Source organism: Priestia sp. SB1 (assembly GCF_038898415.1).
Window position 1 is genome coordinate 289498 of sequence record NZ_JBBJSS010000008.1, and the last position, 21732, is coordinate 311229.

20 protein-coding genes are annotated in these 21732 nt (G+C 38.1%); 4 read left to right on the forward strand and 16 right to left on the reverse strand.

The window, feature by feature from the left end:
- Nucleotides 1-83: 83 nt before the first annotated feature.
- The 9 genes from WKH56_RS27605 to WKH56_RS27645 form a co-directional block, all read right to left on the reverse strand.
- Nucleotides 84-860, reverse strand: a complete 777-nt coding sequence (locus tag WKH56_RS27605; protein WP_230683537.1) for a serine hydrolase — start codon at nucleotides 858-860, stop codon at nucleotides 84-86.
- The gene (locus tag WKH56_RS27610) at nucleotides 860-1867 is read right to left on the reverse strand and encodes an ABC transporter ATP-binding protein (RefSeq protein WP_034266569.1); all 1008 of its coding nucleotides are present in this window, start codon (nucleotides 1865-1867) and stop codon (nucleotides 860-862) included. Before WKH56_RS27610 ends, WKH56_RS27605 begins: the two co-directional genes overlap by 1 nt.
- Before the next feature lie 12 nt (nucleotides 1868-1879).
- On the reverse strand, nucleotides 1880-2788 hold the full coding sequence (locus tag WKH56_RS27615) for a C40 family peptidase (RefSeq protein WP_028414019.1): 909 nt from the start codon (nucleotides 2786-2788) through the stop codon (nucleotides 1880-1882).
- Nucleotides 2789-2819: 31 nt separating this feature from the next.
- Nucleotides 2820-3764, reverse strand: coding sequence for a S66 peptidase family protein (locus tag WKH56_RS27620; protein ID WP_310884285.1), 945 nt, complete (start codon nucleotides 3762-3764; stop codon nucleotides 2820-2822).
- Between the two features lie 88 nt (nucleotides 3765-3852).
- Complete coding sequence (locus WKH56_RS27625) at nucleotides 3853-5496, reverse strand: peptide ABC transporter substrate-binding protein (protein ID WP_033578457.1); 1644 nt, start codon at nucleotides 5494-5496, stop codon at nucleotides 3853-3855.
- Nucleotides 5497-5519: 23 nt separating this feature from the next.
- Entirely contained in the window at nucleotides 5520-6518 is a 999-nt protein-coding gene (locus tag WKH56_RS27630) for an ABC transporter ATP-binding protein (RefSeq protein ID WP_310884284.1), read from the reverse strand.
- A 4-nt stretch (nucleotides 6519-6522) separates the two neighbouring features.
- Nucleotides 6523-7461, reverse strand: coding sequence for an ABC transporter permease (locus WKH56_RS27635; RefSeq protein ID WP_342837062.1), 939 nt, complete (start codon nucleotides 7459-7461; stop codon nucleotides 6523-6525).
- 1 nt (nucleotide 7462) lies between these two features.
- Nucleotides 7463-8392, reverse strand: coding sequence for an ABC transporter permease (locus tag WKH56_RS27640; protein WP_080963405.1), 930 nt, complete (start codon nucleotides 8390-8392; stop codon nucleotides 7463-7465).
- A gap of 14 nt (nucleotides 8393-8406) precedes the next feature.
- Entirely contained in the window at nucleotides 8407-9231 is an 825-nt protein-coding gene (locus WKH56_RS27645; protein WP_033578456.1) for a M55 family metallopeptidase, read from the reverse strand.
- Nucleotides 9232-9483: 252 nt separating this feature from the next.
- Between WKH56_RS27645 and WKH56_RS27650 the strand changes: the two genes are divergently transcribed.
- Entirely contained in the window at nucleotides 9484-10779 is a 1296-nt protein-coding gene (locus tag WKH56_RS27650; RefSeq protein ID WP_048018507.1) for a purine/pyrimidine permease, read from the forward strand.
- A gap of 30 nt (nucleotides 10780-10809) precedes the next feature.
- Here the strand turns inward: WKH56_RS27650 and WKH56_RS27655 are convergent, their stop codons facing one another.
- The 3 genes from WKH56_RS27655 to WKH56_RS27665 form a co-directional block, all read right to left on the reverse strand.
- Nucleotides 10810-15015: a tetratricopeptide repeat protein gene (locus tag WKH56_RS27655; RefSeq protein ID WP_310884283.1), complete on the reverse strand. Its 4206-nt coding sequence runs from the start codon at nucleotides 15013-15015 to the stop codon at nucleotides 10810-10812.
- A 167-nt stretch (nucleotides 15016-15182) separates the two neighbouring features.
- Nucleotides 15183-16424 carry a bacillibactin exporter BcbE gene (gene bcbE, locus WKH56_RS27660; protein WP_028414028.1) on the reverse strand — a complete coding sequence of 414 codons (1242 nt, stop codon included), beginning with the start codon at nucleotides 16422-16424 and terminating at the stop codon, nucleotides 15183-15185.
- Between the two features lie 302 nt (nucleotides 16425-16726).
- Entirely contained in the window at nucleotides 16727-17014 is a 288-nt protein-coding gene (locus WKH56_RS27665) for a hypothetical protein (RefSeq protein ID WP_028414029.1), read from the reverse strand.
- Between the two features lie 275 nt (nucleotides 17015-17289).
- Between WKH56_RS27665 and cspD the strand changes: the two genes are divergently transcribed.
- Entirely contained in the window at nucleotides 17290-17493 is a 204-nt protein-coding gene (gene cspD / locus WKH56_RS27670) for a cold-shock protein CspD (RefSeq protein ID WP_013056175.1), read from the forward strand.
- Nucleotides 17494-17552: 59 nt separating this feature from the next.
- On the opposite strand, the gene WKH56_RS27675 is transcribed toward cspD, so the two are convergent.
- From WKH56_RS27675 to WKH56_RS27690, 4 genes are all read right to left on the reverse strand, one after another.
- Nucleotides 17553-17825: a DUF2564 family protein gene (locus WKH56_RS27675; RefSeq protein WP_028414030.1), complete on the reverse strand. Its 273-nt coding sequence runs from the start codon at nucleotides 17823-17825 to the stop codon at nucleotides 17553-17555.
- 306 nt (nucleotides 17826-18131) lie between these two features.
- Complete coding sequence (locus tag WKH56_RS27680; RefSeq protein ID WP_144645284.1) at nucleotides 18132-18752, reverse strand: replication-relaxation family protein; 621 nt, start codon at nucleotides 18750-18752, stop codon at nucleotides 18132-18134.
- Nucleotides 18667-19755 (reverse strand): FtsK/SpoIIIE domain-containing protein, encoded by a 1089-nt coding sequence (locus WKH56_RS27685; RefSeq protein ID WP_342837065.1) that lies wholly within the window; start codon nucleotides 19753-19755, stop codon nucleotides 18667-18669. The genes WKH56_RS27680 and WKH56_RS27685 overlap by 86 nt, the downstream gene beginning before the upstream one ends.
- Nucleotides 19756-20043: 288 nt before the next feature.
- Nucleotides 20044-20220, reverse strand: coding sequence for a hypothetical protein (locus WKH56_RS27690; protein WP_342837066.1), 177 nt, complete (start codon nucleotides 20218-20220; stop codon nucleotides 20044-20046).
- A gap of 419 nt (nucleotides 20221-20639) precedes the next feature.
- On the opposite strand from WKH56_RS27690, the gene WKH56_RS27695 reads away from it, so the two are divergent.
- Both WKH56_RS27695 and WKH56_RS27700 read left to right on the forward strand, forming a co-directional pair.
- Nucleotides 20640-20870 (forward strand): helix-turn-helix transcriptional regulator, encoded by a 231-nt coding sequence (locus WKH56_RS27695; protein WP_235915141.1) that lies wholly within the window; start codon nucleotides 20640-20642, stop codon nucleotides 20868-20870.
- A 2-nt stretch (nucleotides 20871-20872) separates the two neighbouring features.
- A complete protein-coding gene (locus WKH56_RS27700; protein WP_342837070.1) occupies nucleotides 20873-21688 on the forward strand; it encodes a nucleotide excision repair endonuclease in 816 nt (271 codons plus the stop codon).
- The last annotated feature ends 44 nt before the right edge of the window (nucleotides 21689-21732 follow it).

Below are 21732 nucleotides of genomic sequence, written 5' to 3' on the forward strand. Positions count from 1 at the left end.
TACATGTGAGTTTTTCTTTGATGGAAGACATTAAATAAAAAGAGACCAAACTACCCCCGCTTATTGAAATGGTCAAAAGATTTTTAGATGTTAGATGACAGAAGGTATCCAATATCAGTAATCAATCTCCTTCCCTGTTCATTGTCACTTAGTCCATCTATCAAAACAACGGCATAATACGTTTCGTTACCTCGCATGAGAATAGCACTATCATGTTCCGCTCCCTGTAGTTCTCCAGTCTTATTCGCAGCTTGAAACGCTGATCCTATACGTGCTGGAAGCTTATGCCGAAACTGCTGCATTTCTAGCATTCTCATTATTTTTTCGCAACTAGATTTTCGCAAAAAGTTTCCTTCACATATTTCCTTTAGGCACTTTACTACGTCAGAGGCACACGTATAATTATCAATTCCTTGTTTCACAGCTGTTTCGTCCATCATATAGCGGTTTAAAACGGTTTTCTTTAATCCTAGATTTTTAGCACATTCGTTAATTTTTTCAAATCCTACTAAAGAAATGAGCTCATTTGTAGCTGTGTTGTCAGAAACCATTATCATAAGGGCAAGCAGCTCTTCCACTTTAATATGTGTTAACCGCGGAAGAGCTCTAAGTACACCTGCTCCGCCAACCGTGTTTTTTTCCATTCTTCGAATGACAGATGTTAAAGCCAAGATGCCCTCATCAATTTGACGAAACGCTTCTATTGCAAGCAGCAGCTTGATTGTACTTGCTGCTCGTTGTTGGATAAAAGAATTAATCTGTATGGATTCTTTCCCTTCAATATGAATCCGTATAAGTCCATTATTACTCCGTTTCCATTTCGTAACTGCATCTTCTATTTTCACTCTTGCTTTTTCCATCATTTTGTCGCAGCTGTTTCAATATAGTTGGTACTCATTATCTTTTGATTGTATAAGTGGCAGGCCACAAAATGATTTTCTTCAACTTCCTGCCACTCTGGTTTTTGAGTCTTACAGGCTGCTACTGCAAGAGGACAGCGTGTATTAAACACGCAGCCAGAGGGAGGGTTAATGGGGCTTGGCAATTCTCCTTTAAGAACAATCCGCTTCCGATTATCCTCAACGTCAGGATCAGGAATAGGAATAGCTGACAGTAGAGCTTGAGTGTATGGGTGAAGCGGTTTTTGATATAGCTCCGAACTTGTTGTTAATTCTACTAAATGCCCTAAATACATAACTCCAATACGACTGCTTATATGCTTTACCATCGACAAGTCATGTGCAATAAATAAATAAGTTAACCCTTTTTCTTTTTGGAGTTTTTTTAATAAATTAACTACTTGAGCCTGTACAGATACATCTAAAGCAGAAATAGGTTCGTCTGCAATAATGCATTCTGGATTTAACGCTAAAGCTCTCGCAATCCCTATGCGCTGGCGCTGCCCGCCGCTGAACTCATGAGGATAGCGGTTGGCATGATCACGATTTAGCCCCACATCTTCTAGCAGCTCATACACCCGGTTCAGCATTTCTTTTTTATTGGAATAAAGTCCGTGAACCTCCATTGGTTCTGAGATAATCTCCTTTACGGTAGAACGAGGATTCAGTGAAGCATATGGATCTTGAAAAATCATTTGCATATTACGATGAAAAGCAAATTTCTCTTTCTCTGATAGCTCATGCACGTTTTTCCCTTTATAAAGCACTTCTCCTGATGTACGGTTATACAATCCAATGATTGTTCGCCCGGCAGTGGATTTTCCGCAGCCGGATTCACCAACAAGTCCAAAGGTTTCTCCTTTTGAAATATAAAAAGACACGCCGTCTACTGCTTTCAAAACCTGCTTGTTCGTAATTGAAAAATATTTGCTCAGCTGCTTTACTTCTAACAAATGCTTCGCTGTCATAACTGCCACCTCCTAATAATAGCGCCGGGCTGCGCACAGCTCTTCTTCATAAAGCGTTCCTTTTAATTCAATCAGTTCGACGGTTTTACCCGTTTTAGGTGAATGAAGCATTTTTCCTCTGCCATAACAAATACCAACATGGTGGATAGACCCCTTCCCTTTTTCATAAGCGAAAAACAATAAATCTCCGGGTTGAATAGAGTCTAATCCTACTTCTTTGCCTTTCCTTGCTTGATCGGTGGCATCTCTTGGAATAAGATAGCCGTTTGCTTTATGAGTAGCATAGGCAAACCCGGAACAATCATATCCCCAAGCACTCATACCCCCCCATAAATATGGAAGATTCAAAAACTGTTCTCCTGCTGCAATAATCATATCTCCAGTTCCTTTTGTTGTTTTACGGTTTCTATCCTCTATTACAACAGCATCTTGACGTTTTATTCTCCCAGTGCCAACCGGTGTTTGAACCTCTAGCCATTCTTTATCTTCTTTTAAAAGAGGCAGCTGCGTTTGATAACTAATTTGCAAGGCTTCTTCCGCTAGCTGCAGTGTCGCAATCGCTGCTGATACCACTGCCGTTGGTTTATTTAATGGAGAATATTCAGCTTGGGAAATCAGTTGGTGGAAAGGAACCCACCCGGGATATCCTCTTTCATCTTTAGAAGAAAACTGAGAAGGAATAACGATTTTTGCCCATTTACCTTTCAGTTCCGTTACATATACTTCTTCTCCTAGTAACAGCTGCGTTTGAACTAAATTTTTCTCACAAAGCTCCAACCGACGTGTATACGTTAATTGCTCCAGCCATTTATCTAGTTGTACTGGGACACTTGTTGCATTGTCATCTATTTCTCTGCAAGAGTCACAGGAAGTCCACACAGTCGCCACAGCCACACAAACGTAATACGTTTTTTTATCCATCACTTATTTCTCCTCCCTGTAGGTTTAACCTTCAGCGTTCGACTTTATCTTTTGGTAATGTAATACCGGATTCAAATTCCACCATTTGTTCATAAGTCGACATCGTGGCATAACTTCCAATTCCCACAGCTGTTTGAGGCGAGCAATGCCCGATGCGAAACCCTCTCATAACAGGCTTTTTTAAAGAAGTCAGGTAACTTGTTAATGCCTCTTCTAGTGAAAGCGACTCTGTACGTTTTTTAGGATAGCAGTTATGGAAATCTCCGATAAGAATTCCCGCTGCATCCTGCAGTTTATTGGCCATATACAGCTGTGTCATCATGCGGTCAATTTCATACGGCTCTTCGTCAATATCTTCAATAAATAAAATTTTATTTTTCGTATCTAGTTCAAATGGAGTGCCAAGCGTGCTCACGAGCAAAGTCAGATTTCCTCCTATCAGCTGACCAGTTGCTTCTCCTTCACAAATAGTGTCGAGCGGGCTAATTTGATCCGTATAGTAAAAAGAACGGTGAGAAAATAATTGATAAAAAGCTTGCTTCGTCTCTATATGAACATTTTCTTTTCCGATATCCGACGAAAGCATTGGCCCGTGAAAGGTAACCAAACCTGTGCGCTGATGAATAGCGGTATGTAAAAACGTAATATCGCTATATCCCCAAAAAATCTTTGGGTTTTGCTTAATTAAATTGTAGTTTAATTGCGAGGCAAGCCTAGCAGTCCCGTACCCTCCGCATGCACAGATAATTGCCTTTACTTCCTTATTGGCAAACATCGCATGTATATCGGCTGCTCGCTGTTCATCAGTCCCTGCCAAGTACCCGTTTTTTTTATATAAATGCGCACCCGTTACTACGTTTAATCCTATTTCCTTCAAATATTCTAGTCCTTTTTTTAGATTGTGCTGATTAGGCGGACTAGCAGGTGCAATAACAGCTACTGTATCACCTTTTTTTAATCGTTTTGGTTTGATCATTTGCTACACTCCTTTTGTGTAAAGAAATGAAGAAAGTGAAACTTGGGTCAGAAGGGAATTGAAATCCCCTCTGACGAAAAGTTCCACTTTACTGTTTATCTGCCCACTTCAAATCTAAATAGCCAACAGGATGACGAACAATTCCAGATACGTTATCTTTTATTAAAAACACATAGTTGTAGAAATGAATAGGAATGATCGGCATCTCATCAAATAAAATACCTTCTGCTTTATACATAAGCTCAAAACGTTTTTTATTATCAGTTTCATTCATAGCTTGTTTAATTAACTTATCATATTCTTTATTGCTCCAAGCTGTACGGTTCATTGAATGACCCGTCTGGAAGCTCTCTAAAAAGTTGATTGGATCTGCATAATCAGCTAAAAACGAACTTCGTGACAGCTGAAACTTTAACGCTTTTTGTTCTTCTTGGAAAACATTCCATTCCATATTGGCAAGCTTCACATCTACACCTAGATTTTCTTTGAACATTTGCTGAAGTGCTTCTGCTATTTTTTTATGTGTATCGTCTGTACTGTATGTTAGCGTAATAGCTGGCAGCTTTTTATATCCTTCTTCTTTCATTCCTTTTTTCAGAAGTGCTTTTGCTTCTTTGCCATCTGTTTTTAGTAAGTCGCCGCCTGTTTTACGGAAATCCTTTCCATCTGCATCTTTAAATCCGTATGATACAAACCCGCGAGCTGGTTTTTCTTTATTTTTTGTAACAAAATTAACAATTTGATCTTGATCTACAGCCATTGCGAATGCTTTACGGATATTTTTGTTTTGAAAGGGCTCTTTATCTAAGTTAAAGCGATAGAAGTAAGTTCCCGCTTGGTCTTCGATATGAACATCTCCATCTTTCAACAGCTTTTCACTTAAATCCGATGGAATTTCAGAAACATCTAGTTCTCCATTTTGATACATTTGGTATTCTGTGTTTGTATTTTCAACAATTGCCCATTTTACCTTATCGAGCTTTACATTTTTAGCATCCCAGTACTGATCGTTTCTTTCCATTACTAGATTACTGTTATGCTTCCATTGAGTTAATTTGAAAGGACCATTAGCGACAAACGAATCTGCTTCTGCAAACCATTTCGGATTTTTTGTTGCTACTTTTTCATTAATTGGAAAAAACGCTGGATTGGAAACTACGCTTAAGAAATAGGCTTGCGGACTTTTAAGCGTAACTTCAAAAGTTTTGTCATCTAGCGCTTTGACTCCTACTTGATCAGCACTGCCTTTACCCGTATTAAATTCTTCTCCACCTTGAATGAAATAGCCTAAAAACGCCGCTGGAGAACCAGTCTTAGGATCTAACAGCCTCTTCCATGCAAACACAAAATCACTTGCTTTTACGTCATCTCCATTTGACCATTTAGCATCTTTTCGCAAATGAAATGTATAGACTTTTTTATCGTCAGAAATATCCCATTTCTCGGCCATTGCTCCTTCAGGCTCATCGCTTTTTCCTAAACGAGTCAGCCCCTCCATTAAGTTATTAAGCATATTCCATGAATATGAATCAAACCCAATAGGCGGATCAAAAGACGTAGGTTCTGCGCCATTATTCATATAAAGGACCTTACCGTCTTCTTTTGCTGTACTGCTTTTCTTTTCTGGCTCCGCGCCTGAATCTTTTGTGGCCGTACAGGCAGCAAGTGCAAATATAAGTACACACATCATTAGTAAAGACCCTATTTTTTTCATCATTTTCCCCTCTTTCATAAGTTCGCTATTCATCTATAAATCTAGCTTATAGTTGTTACAAATTTTTGGGCTCTCTCATCTTGAAGCCAGCAGTGCACTTGGTGACTTTCTTTCAGCTTTGTCGACGTAGGATACATGCGATCACACACTTCCATTACGTAAGGACAGCGAGGTGCGAACGAACATCCAGATGGAGGTGCAAATAAATCGGGAGGTGAGCCTGCAATAGGCACAAGCTCACTTTCGTATAGATCTAACCGAGGAACTGAACGCAGCAATCCTTTTGTATACGGATGCTGCGGCGTATAAAAGATGTCTCTTCTTGTTCCAATTTCTACAATCTTTCCTGCATACATTACGGCAACACGGTCAGCTACCTGAGCAACTACACCTAAATCATGGGTAATTAAAACAATGGAGACATCCGTTTTCTGCTGAATATCCTTAAATAATTCTAAAATCTGCTCCTGTATCGTGACGTCAAGGGCTGTGGTAGGTTCATCAGCAATTAGCACTTCGGGGTTGCATACAAGGGCCATTGCAATGACAATACGCTGTCTCATTCCCCCGCTAAATTCATGGGGATATTGCTTTAGGCGTTCTTTAGGATTTGGAATTCCGACTAGCTCCAGCATTTCAAATGCTTTTTCTTTGGCTTTTTCTTTTGAAATGTTTTCATGTTGCATAATATTTTCTGCAATTTGCTCACCTACGCGAAGAGTTGGATTAAGCGCAGTCATAGGATCCTGAAAAATCATCGAAATATCAGCGCCTCGAATGTCTCGCATTTTCTTTTCTGATAGTTTTGTTAAATCCTGGTCTTTAAATAAAATAGAGCCGCTTGTGATCCTGCCCGGAGGTGTTGGAATTAACCTCATGATACTTTGAGATGTTACGCTTTTTCCGCAACCTGACTCTCCTACAATCGCTAGGGTTTCTCCTTTATGTAAATCAAAACTAACGCCTCTTACAGCTTGAACTTGCCCTCCGTAAGTTGAAAACTGTACGTGTAAGTTTTTGATTCGGATTATTTTTTCCATTTGCTTACCTCCTTAATTTCGGATCAAGTGCATCTTGCAGTCCGTCTCCAAGGACATTAAAAGCAAACATGGTAAGAGAAATAAAAAACGCGGGAAAAAACAAACGCCACCAATAGCCTGATAGAATCGTTGATAAACCATCGTTTGCCATTACTCCCCAGCTCGCATAAGGAGCCTGTACACCCAGCCCTAAAAAGCTTAAAAAAGCTTCAGCAAAAATGGCAGTTGGTACGGTTAGTGTCATTTGAACGATAATCGGTCCCATCGTATTTGGAAGCAGATTTCGCTTAATGATACGGCTTGTTTTTGTTCCAAACGTTTTGGATGCAAGCACGTATTCATAGTTTTTTATTTGCAATACTTGCCCCCGTACAATTCTCGCCATCCCGATCCAACCTGTAACGGAAAGTGCCACAATAATCGTAGAAAGCCCGGGTCCCATGACTACCATTAGTAAAATTACCACTAATAAATAAGGAAGACCGTATAAAATTTCAATTACGCGCATCATGACATTATCTGTTTTTCCTCCTTTATAGCCTGAGAAGCCCCCGTAAATGACACCGATGATAAAATCAATAAGCGCTGCCATCAGCCCTACAAATAAAGAGATTCTAGCCCCGTACCATGTCCGAGTGTACATATCTCTGCCTAAGTCATCCGTTCCAAACCAATGACTAGCTGAAGGAGGAAGGTTTTGCTCTGTAAAAGAGGCTTTCGTTACGCTGTAGGGTGAAAACATAGGACCGAATATAGCCATCACAACGAGGATGACTAAAAAAAAGAGACCCAGCATGGCCAACTTGTTTTTTACAAGCCTGCGCCATGCATCATGCCAATAAGAAAGACTCGGCCTTATAACTGCTTCGGCTTCAGATTTCTTTTTTTTCTTTGGCGTAAACCACTCATCAGGAATTTGCTTATACTCCTGTTTTTCCAGCACGTTATCCCTCCTTCTTATACAGTTTGATTCGTGGATCAAGTATTCCGTAAGCAATGTCTACTAAAAAAAGCATAATGATGAGAATCGAACTGTAAAAGACCGTAGTGCCCATAATTACGGGGTAGTCTCTCGTATTAATACTGTCCACAAAATATTTCCCCATGCCAGGAATAGCAAAGACTTGTTCAATAACAAATGTGCCAGTTAATACGCTGGCTGCAATCGTTCCAAGAACTGTTATAACAGGCATTAAAGCATTTCTAAGCGCGTGTTTAAATACAATTTTCATTGGCGAAAGCCCTTTTGCACGCGCTGTTCGAATATAATCTTGAGTCAGTACTTCTATCATGCTTGAGCGAGTCAAACGTGCAATAATAGCCATAGGACCTGTGGCAAGAGCTAGAGTCGGAAGAATCATATGTAAAGGGCTCGTCCACGTAGCAGCGGGTAAAATTTTAAAATTAACAGAAAGCTGTTGAATTAACAACGTGGCCATAACAAAATTTGGAATCGACAATCCGATAACTGCTATGCTCATCGCAATGTAATCAATTATTCCGTTTCTTCTAAGAGCAGCGATAATGCCTAGTGTAATACCGGAAATCACCGCAAGAATTAACGTCACCATTCCAAGTTCAAATGACACGGGAAACCCTCTTCCTAAAAGGTCGTTAACCGTTTGAGACGGCTGTTTAATAGAAGGACCAAAGTCAAAGGTAACAATGGATTTCAAATAAAGAACATATTGCACAACTAGCGGCTCATCTAAGTGATAAAATGATTCCAGGTTTTTTTGAACTGCATCGCTTGTCGCTCGTTCTTCATTAAATGGAGATCCAGGAATCGAATGCATTAAAAAGAAGGTTAAGGTCACAATTACCCACAGCGTAACAAGCATGGATAAAAATCGCTTTAAAATATAACTTTTCACCTTTATCCCACCTTCTAACAGAATGTTGTGCGCGTAGCTAATTCAGTCATAACAAGCATGGCCTGATAAGCTTCTAAAATATCTTTTGCTTGAAACCGAACGGTCGTCGTTCCAGGTTCAATTTCTGTGCCCGGCATTAAATGCGCCCACTCTGCTTGACCATAATTTGCAAATTCTATTCGTAAGGTTGGGTGTTTAGGTGGAATTAAAGGTTTAACAAGGTGTTTGTGCTGAATAGCTGCGGCTGTTTTTTCTTGAAGTAATTGTTCTGCTTTCTTAGGGGTTAATGTTTTGGCTGCAGAACGTGAAATGGCCTGTTTGACGATAGCAGTCGTCACGTTTGGAATAAGCTGCTGTGCTTCCAGCGCCGTTTGGTCATCACCAGCTACCATTAAAACTGGCACGCCGTAATAGCCTGCGACGTATGCGTTGAAGCCTAACTCTCCAATATTCATATCGTCTATGTACATATTGCGAGCACCAAATATCATTGAATGAGACATGACACCAGGCATGGATGCTTTAGCATGATACCCTAGAAATATAGCACCATCAAAAGTCTGATCTAATCCCTGTACCATTGAATATGGTTTTACGCTTCCTGAAATAAGCTGAGTTTCTGGATGAAGCCGTTCAACAAGGAGATTATTCATACTCGAATGACTGTCATTTACCACAACTTCTGAGCACTTTTCTCTAAACCCTGCATAAATGACTGCATTCGCTTCATCCGTCATTATTTTGCGGCTTCTTTCATAATTCTCTTTCTCTCGCAGAACATTTGTGTGATCGACGAGTCCCGTAATTCCTTCCATATCAACCGACAGGTATAGTTTCATTTGTCTTATCCCTCCTCCTTCCTTGACTGTTAGTCAGTTTATTATAAATTATTCTTATGTTTATAATTTATAATTGTAAGAAAATTATAAATTATCTTTCTTCTTTTTACAACAATATATTGAATCTTTTGACATTTTACTCGTCATCCTTTTAACAAGATATCGCTTACAAATTGGAAATCCCATGGTAAAATAATAGAGCAACCTGTTGGTTCATTCAGCCGCTCGTCGGCATTAATTGAGGTGTTAAGAATGTTTCGAGTTTCCATTGCTTCGCTACAATGGTTTTTATTTATGATTTCTAATAGTATGATTGTTCCTATTGTAATTGCTTCTCAGTTTCATTTAAACCCAGCAGATTCTATTCAATTTTTACAGCGAACGTTATTTATTTTGGCTTTGTCCGGGCTCTTGCAGGTATTTATAGGGCATAAATACCCAATCATGGAAGGGCCAGCTGGCGTTTGGTGGGGCGTCTTTTCTCTGTATGCGAGTCTTGGAACCGTTCTGTTTGGTTCTCACTCCGAAACGCTTCGCGTGCTGCAGTTCACCCTTCTTATAAGCGGGATAATTGCTATTTTAATGAGCCTGTTTGGTCTCATTGATAAACTAGCAAAATACTTTACTCCAACGGTTACCGGTACATATTTAATTTTATTAGTGACGCAGCTCAGCGGTTCCTTTTTAAAAGGAATGTTTGGCATTACAGAAACGAATTCAGCTATTAAACTTCCAATTGCGCTGACTTCAGCTGCGATTTTGCTGCTGACTTTTTATTTATTATCACACCGGACGTTAAATAAACTCAGCATTATTATTAGTATTGGTGTAGGCTGGGGAGTATTTGCAATGTTAGGGTTAGCTAAACCTATCGAATTTCAGGCGCAATTATTTTACATACCTAAAGTGTTTGTATTCGGAGCTCCTCGCGTTGAATGGAATATGGTTGTTACTGCTTTTTTTGTAACACTCATTTTAATCACAAACATGCTCGCTTCTATTCGTGTTGTTGAGTCTGTTTATAAACACAAAGGAGAAAAAATTGAAAAAGACAATATTAAACGTTCCGGGATGGTTTCGGGTATAAGCCAGCTGCTTGGAGGATTGTTTTCAGGTGTCGGTGCCGTTCCTATTTCAGGTTCCGGTGGATTTATTTCAGCTACAAATATTTATAGCCGAGTTCCTTTTATTGTAGCATCGTGTCTTTTGCTTTTTCTGAGTATCTTTACTCCTTTAACATCCATTATGTCCGCTCTTCCTCCTGCCGTCGGATACGCGGCAATCTTTCCTGTTTTTACAGGTATGATGGCTCTTGGAATTGGAGAATTCAAGCATGCCAAACAGCCCGAAAAAGCAATGAAAAAAGCAGGTATTGCGCTGCTGTCGGGGATAGGGGTTATGTTTTTGCCTTCTCAAGCTTTTTCAACACTTCCTCCTTTAGTTACTACGTTTTTAAGCAATGGATTAGTTCTTGGTACCATTATCATTCTTGCACTGGAAATTTCCGAATCACTTTCGTTGAAAAGACAAGATGCAAAAGAGGGATAAAAAAAAGAAGCTGAAACTCAGCTTCTTTTTTTACCTTTTTACCGTTAATCCTTTTAGTTCATCGTCTTCCATAGCCATTTCATAAAATTCTCCCGTTTCATCGTGCGCTAAAACATAATCCAACTCTTCCTGAGCAGAGGCAGTTTTTCCAAGAACAGCTAGGTAGCATGCCAAGTTATAGCGAATAAAAAGATCTTCGTCTCCGCTTTCTACTCTGGTTATCATAAGCGAAGCTGCTGCTTCTGTTTCACCTTCTAAATGATACGCGATACCTAAATCGGTATACATTCCTTCATACTCTTGACGCTGTTCAATTGCTTTTTGAAGAAGCTGAACAGTTTCATGATAACGTTCCGTTTTATTATACAGTTTTGCTAGTCCTGCATATATGTCAGGCTGATAAATCTCCTGCTGAAGTAATTCTTGAAAAGCAGCCTCTGATTTTTCTACCTCTTCAAGGTTACTCAAAATAAATGCTCGGTATATCTGCAAATCTATATGATTTGGCTGCTGTTTGAGAAGTTTTTGAACTAAGTTTAGCGCTTCATGTGCAGCCTGTTCATTTTCTTGGATATTAACGAGTATATTGGCTAAATGATAGGCAACATCAAAATCCCAGCTTTGATGCAGCGATTTTTTCAGCACGGTGATGCTATCTTCAATCAACCCTTTCTCTTCGTAAAAAGCCGCAAATGCATGCACAGCCTCTTTATTATTTCGATCCGTTTTTATGGCAAGTTCATACAATTCAATCGTTAAGCCAAGCAGCGTAACCGTTTTTGCTTTTGCTTTGAATTTTGCTAAGCTTCGTTTGAAGATAGATCCTTGCTGCTCTTCTACGACCGAATCGACATACTCATTTAAAGCCTCGGCTGCGTTTTTAAATAACAAACTTTTGCTTTGTTTTTCCATTTTTATCTTTTTTAAATCTGCCGTAAGCCCGGACAGTTTTTTTCCATTTGGAAAGCTAGACATGAACGTTTGAAATAGAGCGTAATCTTCCGGATCCTCACTTAGCAACTCTGTAAGAACTTTTCTAGCTTCTTCATATCTCTGTTCCATGATGAGCCATTTTGCCTGATGATGGCGAATAGCAAGGTTCTGTGGATCTAGTTCAAGAGCCTTCTCTAGATACGTTTCAGCCTGTGAAATGTCTCCTTTTAGGCGATACACATGAGCCTGGCTGTCAGCGAGCCATTGAGGCAGCACAATTTCCTCTACGCTCTTTAATACCTCTAACAGCTCTCCATACTCTTTCTCTGTTTCACAAAGTGAAGCTGCGTGTTCAACGTTCACTTCCATAGGATTCAGCTGTATCCATTGAAGCAGGCAATTTCTTTCAGCCGTTCGATTTTGTTCTTCACAAGCCATTTCGGCAAGCTTCATACAAGCGGCTTCAAATGTTTTATCAAGAGTTAAGCACTTTTGGAAGGCCTCTTTTGCTTCAGTGATGCGATTCATTGATTGATATATTTCACCTAACCGATAGTATGGCAAAGCATCTTGCTTGATACGAAGCGCTTGATGATAAAGTTTCTCACTTTTTGTTAGCTGCTTGACCTGTTCGTGTAATATGCCTAAATAGCACATGTACAAAATCTCATTAGGGTGCTCTTGATGTTCTGCAGTTAAAAACTTAATTCCACGAGTCAATAACGCCGTGTCTTCTAAATAACCCGTATATGCTTCTAACACTTCATCTAACGCTGTTTGAGCAAAATGAATTCCTTCTTCATAAAGAGCAAATCCAAACTCTAACGTTTGATTGTCTAGCTCCTTTTGTTTTGCTGCATCTAAAAGCATGCTGCCTGCATCCAACATGACGTCGCTGTTCGATGAAAACTTCTGCGCAATAAGCGTGAGCGTATCAACGGCCGTTAAATGTTCACCTGTTTCTAAATACGCATAAGATAACCCCAAATACATAAGGGCATCTTCCTCTATTTTTAAGCCTTCTTTATACAGAGCAATAGCTTCTTCGTACCTTTGATTCGCGACGTATAAATCGCCTAGTCTTCCTCGAATTGTCATGTCGCCCGGTAGATGCTTCATGCCTTCTTTGAGATAGCTTTCAGCTTCGTCCGTTTTTTCTAGTTGATATTGTAGCAAATCAGCTATCGAAAGATATGGATAAGGAACAGTCGGCAAAAGCTGTTTAGCTACTTGAAACCCCCGGTAAGCTTTACGAAACTTTTTTAAATGTTCATCACAACGGGCTCTTTCAAACCAGCTGTGCGCATCTTTTGGGTTTTCCTTTAATAACGCGTCGAAAAGATTTCTGGCTTCTGCGTATCTTTCTTTCTCCATTAAAATAAGTCCGTGATTGATTTGTGTATAAGATTCATCACTATACATATTTAAGGAAATAGTCGAGCATTCAAAAGCCTTCTCGAGGTTTCCCTGGTACATGTATGCAAGTGCTAGATAGCTCCAGTTCAAATGCTGCTCTACGTCTAATTGCAGCGAGCTGCGCAGTGCTTCAACAGCCTCATCATATTTCTCTTCATCCAGCGCAATTCTTCCTTTAAGATAGTGATAAAAAGAGCTATGCTTTTTGTTATCTATGTAGTGTAACAAGGAAGATGCTCCCTTACTGTCGTCAAGTTTAAAAAAGGCATATGCGGCGTGAAGCTTAAGATAATCATGATTGCTATATTTCTCTAACACATGATTAATACACGTACGAATATAGGCTTCATGCTCTTTTCTGTACAAATGCTTCATACTGTAAATAGCGGAAAATGGAACATGCTCATTTGCTTTTAATAAAGAAACGAGATCGTTAATGTGGGCCTCTTCATCCGCTTCAACTAGTTCGATTAAGTCATACAGCTGACGGATAAACTCATCTTGCTCTTTAGAAAGTGAAGCGAGATCCGCTGCCGCTTTAGAAGCAACAATTGATAAAAACCCCGAATTAGCGTAATGCTGATCAAAATTTTTATATTCTACATATGTTGGACTTAGAAAATTAGCATCTTGTACATGGAAAAGTTCAAGTTCATCATCGTAGCCAAATACAACTTGAACGTGGGAAGCTTGTTCAAATTCCAGACTGACCAAAATAGGCAGCCCTTTGTCTAATAGTTCTTTAAACTGTTCAACTGTGCCTGTGAAAAACATCGCTGCAAAGCCAAGAGATTCAAAGTAGCTCACCGCAGTTGATAATTTGGATCCTAAGCCGCCGTAAATACGCGTTCCAATCTCATCCTGTGTTTTTTCGGTATGTAAAAGCCTTAACATCATACTCATACTGGCTGGCACGCAATAATTATCTTTTTGAACGATGGGTACAATCGGAAGCTTGATTGTACTGAATTTATCGTCTGTATGCTTTCCGATTAATTTTTGATAAGGTGAATCTTTTAAACATCGCTTGGTCGAGAGCAGATGCATAAGCTGAGATTGCTGCTGCTGTTCAAAATAAATGTCGGCGCGCAGCAGCGTAAAAAAATCTTGATAATCGTGATAGGGTAACTTTGAGTCGATAAATTCAATCGTTTCAAGCAAGAGAGAATACTCTTTTAAATCTTTTAATCGCATGACTTTATCCATATATAAAGACGGAAGCTGTGGATAGCGAACAATAGCCTCGTTAATTGTTTCAAGCGCTTGTTCATGCTTCCCTTCGTACGCATATAAGTCCGCTAGCATTGCATAGCAAAAATCTCCATTCTCCTTATATGCCGTTCCTTCTTTTAAGCAGGCTTCAGCTTTCATTCTGTCGTTGAGCTGCAAATAAAAATAGCCCCATCTGTCAGCCATACCCTTTTGGTTATGTGACGTTACTTGTTTCATCCACTTAGAAGCTTCATCCACTTGTTTCATTTCTAAAAGAATTCTTACCTTTAAAAAATAGATTTTCTCAAGCTGTTCCTTTTTAACTGATTCCGTATCCAGCTGAGAAATTAATAAAGAAAGTCTATCATCAGCGTCAAGTATCTTGCCTTCGCGCAGGAGATCATCGCAATAAAGAGTCACCATTCGAATCGAGCCAAATCGACGATAGCCATATGTCGTTAACATTCGGCTTAAACGATTTAATAAAGCCTCATCACAAAAGCGGATAAGCTCGTACAGCTCTTCTTCCGTTTGTAAGTGTGTCAACCATTCTTTCACAATCCCCGCAAGGCTCTTTGGTTGAAGGCTTTGTACTTCTTCTGTTATATACGCTACAAGATCAAATATTTGATAATGATCCACCATGCTTTTTAATTTCTGATAATTTATACTCAATTCAAAACCACCTTATTCAATAAAATAAGAACTATTACATCTGCTGTCTATAAATTGAAGTATAAGAAATTTCAAGGATTTTTTCTAGACACAATATAAATTTAAGCATATTGACGGGTCTTTAAATAGCAAAGAGCTGTCTTTTATCATAAGACAGCTCCGTAAAATCACACTTCAGCTTTCTTCAGTTTTACGCCGCCTTCAGGTTTTGGTTTGATAGCTTTTAAAACTAAAATGGCACCTACTGCACTAACCCCTAGAGACGTTTGGAACACAGCCATGTCCGACCACTTCATAAGCAATGTATAAAGAGGAGGCCCAGCTGCTACTCCGACAAAGCGCATCGAACTGTAAAGAGACGTAATGGTTCCTCTCTCTTCCTTTTCAATTCCTTCTGTAATAAGTGCATCAAGACTGGGAAGAGCTGCTCCAATTCCAATTCCACCAAGCACTAAAGTGAGTAAAATACTAAAAAGAGACGTATTAAAAAATAAAATGATGAAAGAACATGTTAACAATAAAAAGCCAAAAAAAGCAGACCACTTCATAACGATTTTATTGTTGCCAACTTTTTTCCCCGCCACAAAAGAAGAAATAGATAAAGCGAGCAAAGGAATAGCCATTACCAAGCCTTTTTTCGTATTCACAATATGATAACGCTCCTCTAGTATGGTCGATAGGTAAAATAAAACCCCGAATAATACAAGCATAATAATGGCGCCTAAAATAAAAATAGCCATAAGCCATCCAATATTTTCTTTGAGCGTCTTCTTCAAATCCTTCAAAAACTGCGTGATACTTTTCTTTTTTTGTTCAGATTCAGAAGAACTATCATTTTTCGGAACTTTTACTAAAAAGATAACTAAAAGAATCGAAATAAGGCAAAGAATAGGAATGAACCAAAAAGGAAGAAACCAAATCATAGCCGCTAAAAAAGCTCCCAGTATTGGGCTTAGTACTTTCCCAAACGTATTGGCTGTTTCAATTAAACCTAGTCCTTTTGTAATTTCTTGCTCGTCTTTGAACATATCTCCTACACAAGGCATCACAACAGGCATAGCCCCTGCTGAACCTATTCCTTGAATCGCGCGGCCAATTAAAATAACCCAGAATGGATTGGCCATTTGCCATGAAGCCCAGCCTGTTAAAGCCCCTCCTACTGCAGCAAGCAGCAAACTAGGAATAATAATTTTCTTGCGGCCAAATCGATCTGATAAATAACCAGCAATCGGGATTAAAAAAATAGCGAAAATTGAGTAGACCGTGATAATCATGGATACCTGCAGCGAGCTTATCTGTAGACGTTTTTCAATCACCGGCAACACCGGAATTAACATTGAATTTCCGAGGGTCATGATAAGTGGCACAGAAGCAAGAGCAAGTAAATCCAATTTTTTTCTACTTTCCATAGCGTCCTCCAAACCTTACTTCTAATTAACGTCACAATCACACGTTTTTCAATTTAAGCTTTATAAAACTTCTCGTGTTCATTGATTTCAAAGCTTAACTATCTCATTACATAAGATGATGTGTATCTATATTTTTTAGCTAAAAAGGTAATTGCTATTCATGGTTTCACTGTTCTTCTTTAATTTATTGAACTTTGTTATTTATTCTTGTTAATACTTGTAAAAACACATGTTTTTAATCCCATATATGAAGAAGCGTACGAGTATTTCCGTACGCTTCTTCATATATAGGCGTCATCTTATTACACTACTTCACCTCGATGACCATCTCCATCATACATAAACTGTTTATCAATAATATGTTCGATATATATGGTTGTCAAATCGCTTTTTTTCACTTGAGCTACAATTAATCCTAACGGATCACCAATGGTGAAGCTTGTTCCATTTTGAAACATTAACAGCTGCTCATTTAAATGCAATACGCGCTTATAAATTTGTTCTTTCTCTAGGCTGCTGCGGCTCTTTGCTGCTTCGAGCGTTGAAAATAACAAAATGATTTCTTTTCCATTTATTTGTGTACGATACATACACGACCCACTCCTTATCACCGCGTTAAAATTATGCTGACTATACTTTTATTATAAACTAAATTTTCAGTTATTTTTCATCTCACGAGAAATTTTTTTATTAAAAATAGACTATGTCCACGTTAAATAAAATTTAATTTTCAGAAAAGTTAAATTTTAATATTGAAATTTTATTTCTTCTTATTATATAATATAAACAATCATTTACCTCTATTGGAAATGATAATTCGAGTTTCAGCAGCATGATGCTGCACAGTACTAGGGGGATTCAAGTTATGCAAAATGGTAAAGTAAAATGGTTCAACAATGAAAAAGGCTATGGCTTTATTGAAGTTGAAGGCGGAAGCGACGTATTTGTACATTTTTCTGCCATCCAAAGCGAAGGTTATAAATCCTTGGAAGAAGGACAAGAGGTATCTTTTGAAATTGTAGAAGGCAATAGAGGCCCACAAGCCGCTAATGTCACTAAGCTATCATAAATAGATCTTTTTATTTTATAGTAAAAGAGACTCTTTTCTGAGTCTCTTTTTTGTTATACCTAGCGTTTGGCCTCAGTAAGCTGCTGGTCACATGTTTGAATAGACTGCATGCACTGCTGAAGAAATTGCTCGTCTACTCCTGTGCCATGAGCTTTGGCAGATTGAAGCTGTGCTTTTGCATCGTTAAGCGCATTCGTTGCCTCTTCAAGCTGCTGAGGACTCATACTCATCGTAGCTGTCCCAATCATCTTTTGAGCAGATTGAATGGACACTTCTACTTGCTTTAAATCATTATATCCTGTTGTTACTTCTTCATTTGAAAACTTATCCATTGAAAGAACACCTCCATATGGATAGAATGACTCTTGCTCGCTTTTTTATTCAAAATCCTGTTATCTCTTGGTTCTTCTCTTTATTTTACGTACTTTCTTGTACTTTTATTTATAAATACAAAATTTAACAATGTGGTTCAAATCCCGATAGTTCCTGTGTTTTACCGTCTAATTCTTTCAATGACGTGAGCAATTTGTGGTCATGTGGTCAATCCATGTGGCCTTTTTTTATGTCTTGTTCGATAAGTAAACTTAGAGTGAACTGAATGAGGAAAAAGTTTAGAGGGAAGCTAATTCAAGGTGAACTTATTGCATATCTTCTTTTGTAAATACTCCGCATACTACTCCTTTCTCTTCGCAATATTTCATTAATCTTTGTTTCCTTATTTCCGTAGTAGTATAGAACAACAACGCGCAGTCTACACCATATTCTTTTTCAAGCACCGGGAATAGGTGGCTATACAAGTCGATTTTCTCCATGTTTTTTGACATTGATTGTTTATGATCCACTTCAACAAAGAAATAAGATTTATCTTGATAGAAAAAAGCGTCTGATATAAGCGTGTGCCCTTTTCGGTTGCGATCTTTCCACTGAATCTTATGTTCTGTTTGCCATGTCTCAGGGAAATCATAGTACATATACATGTCATTTCTCATTAACTTGTGCTCAAGCTGTTTCACACTTGCTTGCTTTTTTGAAGAGCCGATATAATCGTGTCCCTTCTTATTTAAATAGTAGATATTTTCATGTAGCCTAGTTGAATTCAAATACTTACTCATATTTTGAAGGATTCGGTTCATATTACGCACATTCGGGATGTTCAAAAGACGCTGAATTTGGCTACGACTTAGGAAGTCCGTTTTCTCCAAACTGTGTAATACTAAATCCACTCTCTGGTGATACGTCTTTTCGTTCGCTGATAACATATTGACCAACCCTTTCCATCATTTCATCATCTGTGATAAACGGTGTTTGCACTTCAATAACATGATGCGTTTTTACAAGAGCACGACCGGCAATATCGGAAGGAAGTTTTTCCGCTCCTTTTTCATCGATAGCAACTTCGCTCGCATATCCAGTGGGTAGACGAAAGCTCATTTTTATATCTGAGTTCATTTTCACTTGACGCGGCATGACGTCTGCTGTCGGGTATTGTGTGCAATAGATCAACCTAATTCCTAATCCTCCGGCTACACGAGCGATTTCCGCAAGATACCATAAACAAGCGTTCATAATCTTTTTAACATCCTTATCCATGAATTTATCCGGTGAAAGCTCCGCCGCTTCATCCACAATGATAAAGAGTCGTTTAGTTTTTCCGCTTTTAGTAATGTTGTTCCAATCGTTGCCTAAAAATTCCTCTTTAATCCCTTTGACAGCATCGTGTAATTCTGATAAAACTTCGTAAGCTTCTATAGGATCACCGCACACGCTACGCACTTGTTTTAAATTCCGATACCTATTAAATTCTAATTTCCCTTTTAAATCGATGATTATAAATTCCGCATCCTCTGGCTTGTGCTCAATTAGATAAGTCATCATACTTTTGATTGATTGTGTTTTCCCGAACCTTGTTGTCCCTGCTTTCACCATATGAGGGATTTTATCGAAGTCATGAAAATGCCATCCCTCAAGATTTAATCCTAGCGGTACTACCCACCCTTCACGATCCGGAACGTCCTTGTATGGAACCATTTCTGGCATTTCTATATCAAAGACCGTAATCGTTAAATACTTCTTATACTTTAATTTCAAAGGCTTGTTTAGAGTGGAGGATAAGACCTCTTTTAATGGTTTCAATGTTTTGTCAGGTAACCCGACTGTCGTACTATAGGTATATTCCCTGCCGTTTTCTATAGTGTGTTCGTCAATCAATTTAGGAAACACAAAGGTTTGTTTCTCTTTGCCGATTTTTCCGCCTACACCCAAATTTCTAAACACCAATTCGATTTGATCTTTGTCGGTTATTTTTTTCTTTCTCCCACATAGGACAGCTACACCACAAACAGCAGCAGGGAATAAAAGCTCAATCATTTTAACACTCCTTCATTTTAATTTTATGAATTTTCGTCGGCGTACTTTCTTTAATATTGTTGAAAAAGAGTGGAGATAAAAGGTAAATAGTTAGTGCTGGACAAATATCCAATCAAACCTCACTACATCAACATTTTTGTGCTACCTTTTGAAATACCAGCGTGGTTATACCAATGGTTATACCTACAAAAACATTCCAGAGAGCTTCAAGATAAAGTATAACAAGCTACCGGTTATACCAGCACCCATACCAATTTTAATAATTGTTTCCACTTTCTCATAATCTAAGTCAAGCCACCCCCTCTTCTCACAAATCGCCATTCCGATGAAAGTTGCACCTGCCCCAAAAATTGTAAACATGCTCATTCCTCCCCTTTTTAGTACATGCCGATGATACCTTGATACCACTTGTGATATCCTTTGTACTCTCTGGCGTTAACTTCGACTCTGTCCATGTATTCTACTAGCTGAAAACGTTGATTGTCATTTCTTGAGCAGTTATGCAAATTGCAGAGATAACCGGAGCTATGAAAAAATCGTATTCCCTTCGACTTGCCTGTTTGACTGTGTTCAGTTACCTCATGAAGAAATTTTTTAGCATCTACAGCACTCTTTTTAGCGGGTATGGTATATGGTATGAAGATGGAATCGCCTTTAATTACATTTTTATTTAACTTTTTATTTTTTTGTTTAACTTTATATATATACATTTGCCAATATGCATTCCCGGTAATAAAATGTAATTAAAGAAATATAATGGATAGCTTAGGAGTGTAGATATGCCAAAGAAAATAAATGAGGATAATATCACCCTAAAACCACGCTTGAAGATGCGGTTTCTTGAACTAGAGCTTCAGCAACAAGACATTGCTGAGAAAATGAATGAAAGTAAACAAACGATTAGTTTATGGTCTACTGGAAAAAAACAGCCAACCTTAAAGAAAGCTTTTAAATTAGCTAGAATTTTAGGTTGTACTATTGAAGACTTATGGGACTATGAGGAGGATTGAATTTGTCTGAATTTTATGTCTATAGGTTTCTAGATGAAAATAATAAAGTTATTTATATAGGTAGAACTAACAATATAACTTCAAGAATATCTACCCACTTTTCAAATAGGGGTCATTTACCAAAAGAGTGTTATGAAGCAATAAAAAGAATTGACTATATGATTTTAAAAACAACAAACGATATGAAAATTAAAGAACTATATTATATTGGTAAATATAAACCCAAATTCAATTCCAACGACAAATCTGATGTTTCTTTTGTTATGAATGAACTAGAAGATGTATGGATTTTATTTGATAAACAAAATGAAGAAAAAATTATTAGAGAAATAGAACAATTAACTACAGAGAATAATAAAAAGACTAAGGAAATTGAATCATTGAAACTTAATTCCGACAATCTTCAGAAGGAGATTGATTCTTTAAAACAAGAACTTAAAAATAAAACTCGTGAATTAGACATTATGCGTGCAAAAAAAACATTAGCTGGCGGAGTTGTAATTGAGAGTAATAGCAATGAAGTTAGTTTTAAAACAGCAGTTAAGATGTTGTTAGAAAAACCCGATTTAATGTTCTTTAATATTGTCGAAAACAATCTCCACTACACCTTATACAATATATCTGGTGACGTGGTAAGTAAGATTCATCATAAAGAATGGAATTGGGAAGATAGAGAATTTATCGTACACAGTGATTATTCAGAAAAAGAATTTACACCATTGTACAATCCAGAGAATAAGAGTAAGAATATTTCCTCCATAGAAATTATGGCGTGCAATAATTGGATTTGTTCACAGAAAAAACAATTTAATGAATAGCAAAATAAAATCTATTTTTCAAGGAATATCTCACACGACGAACA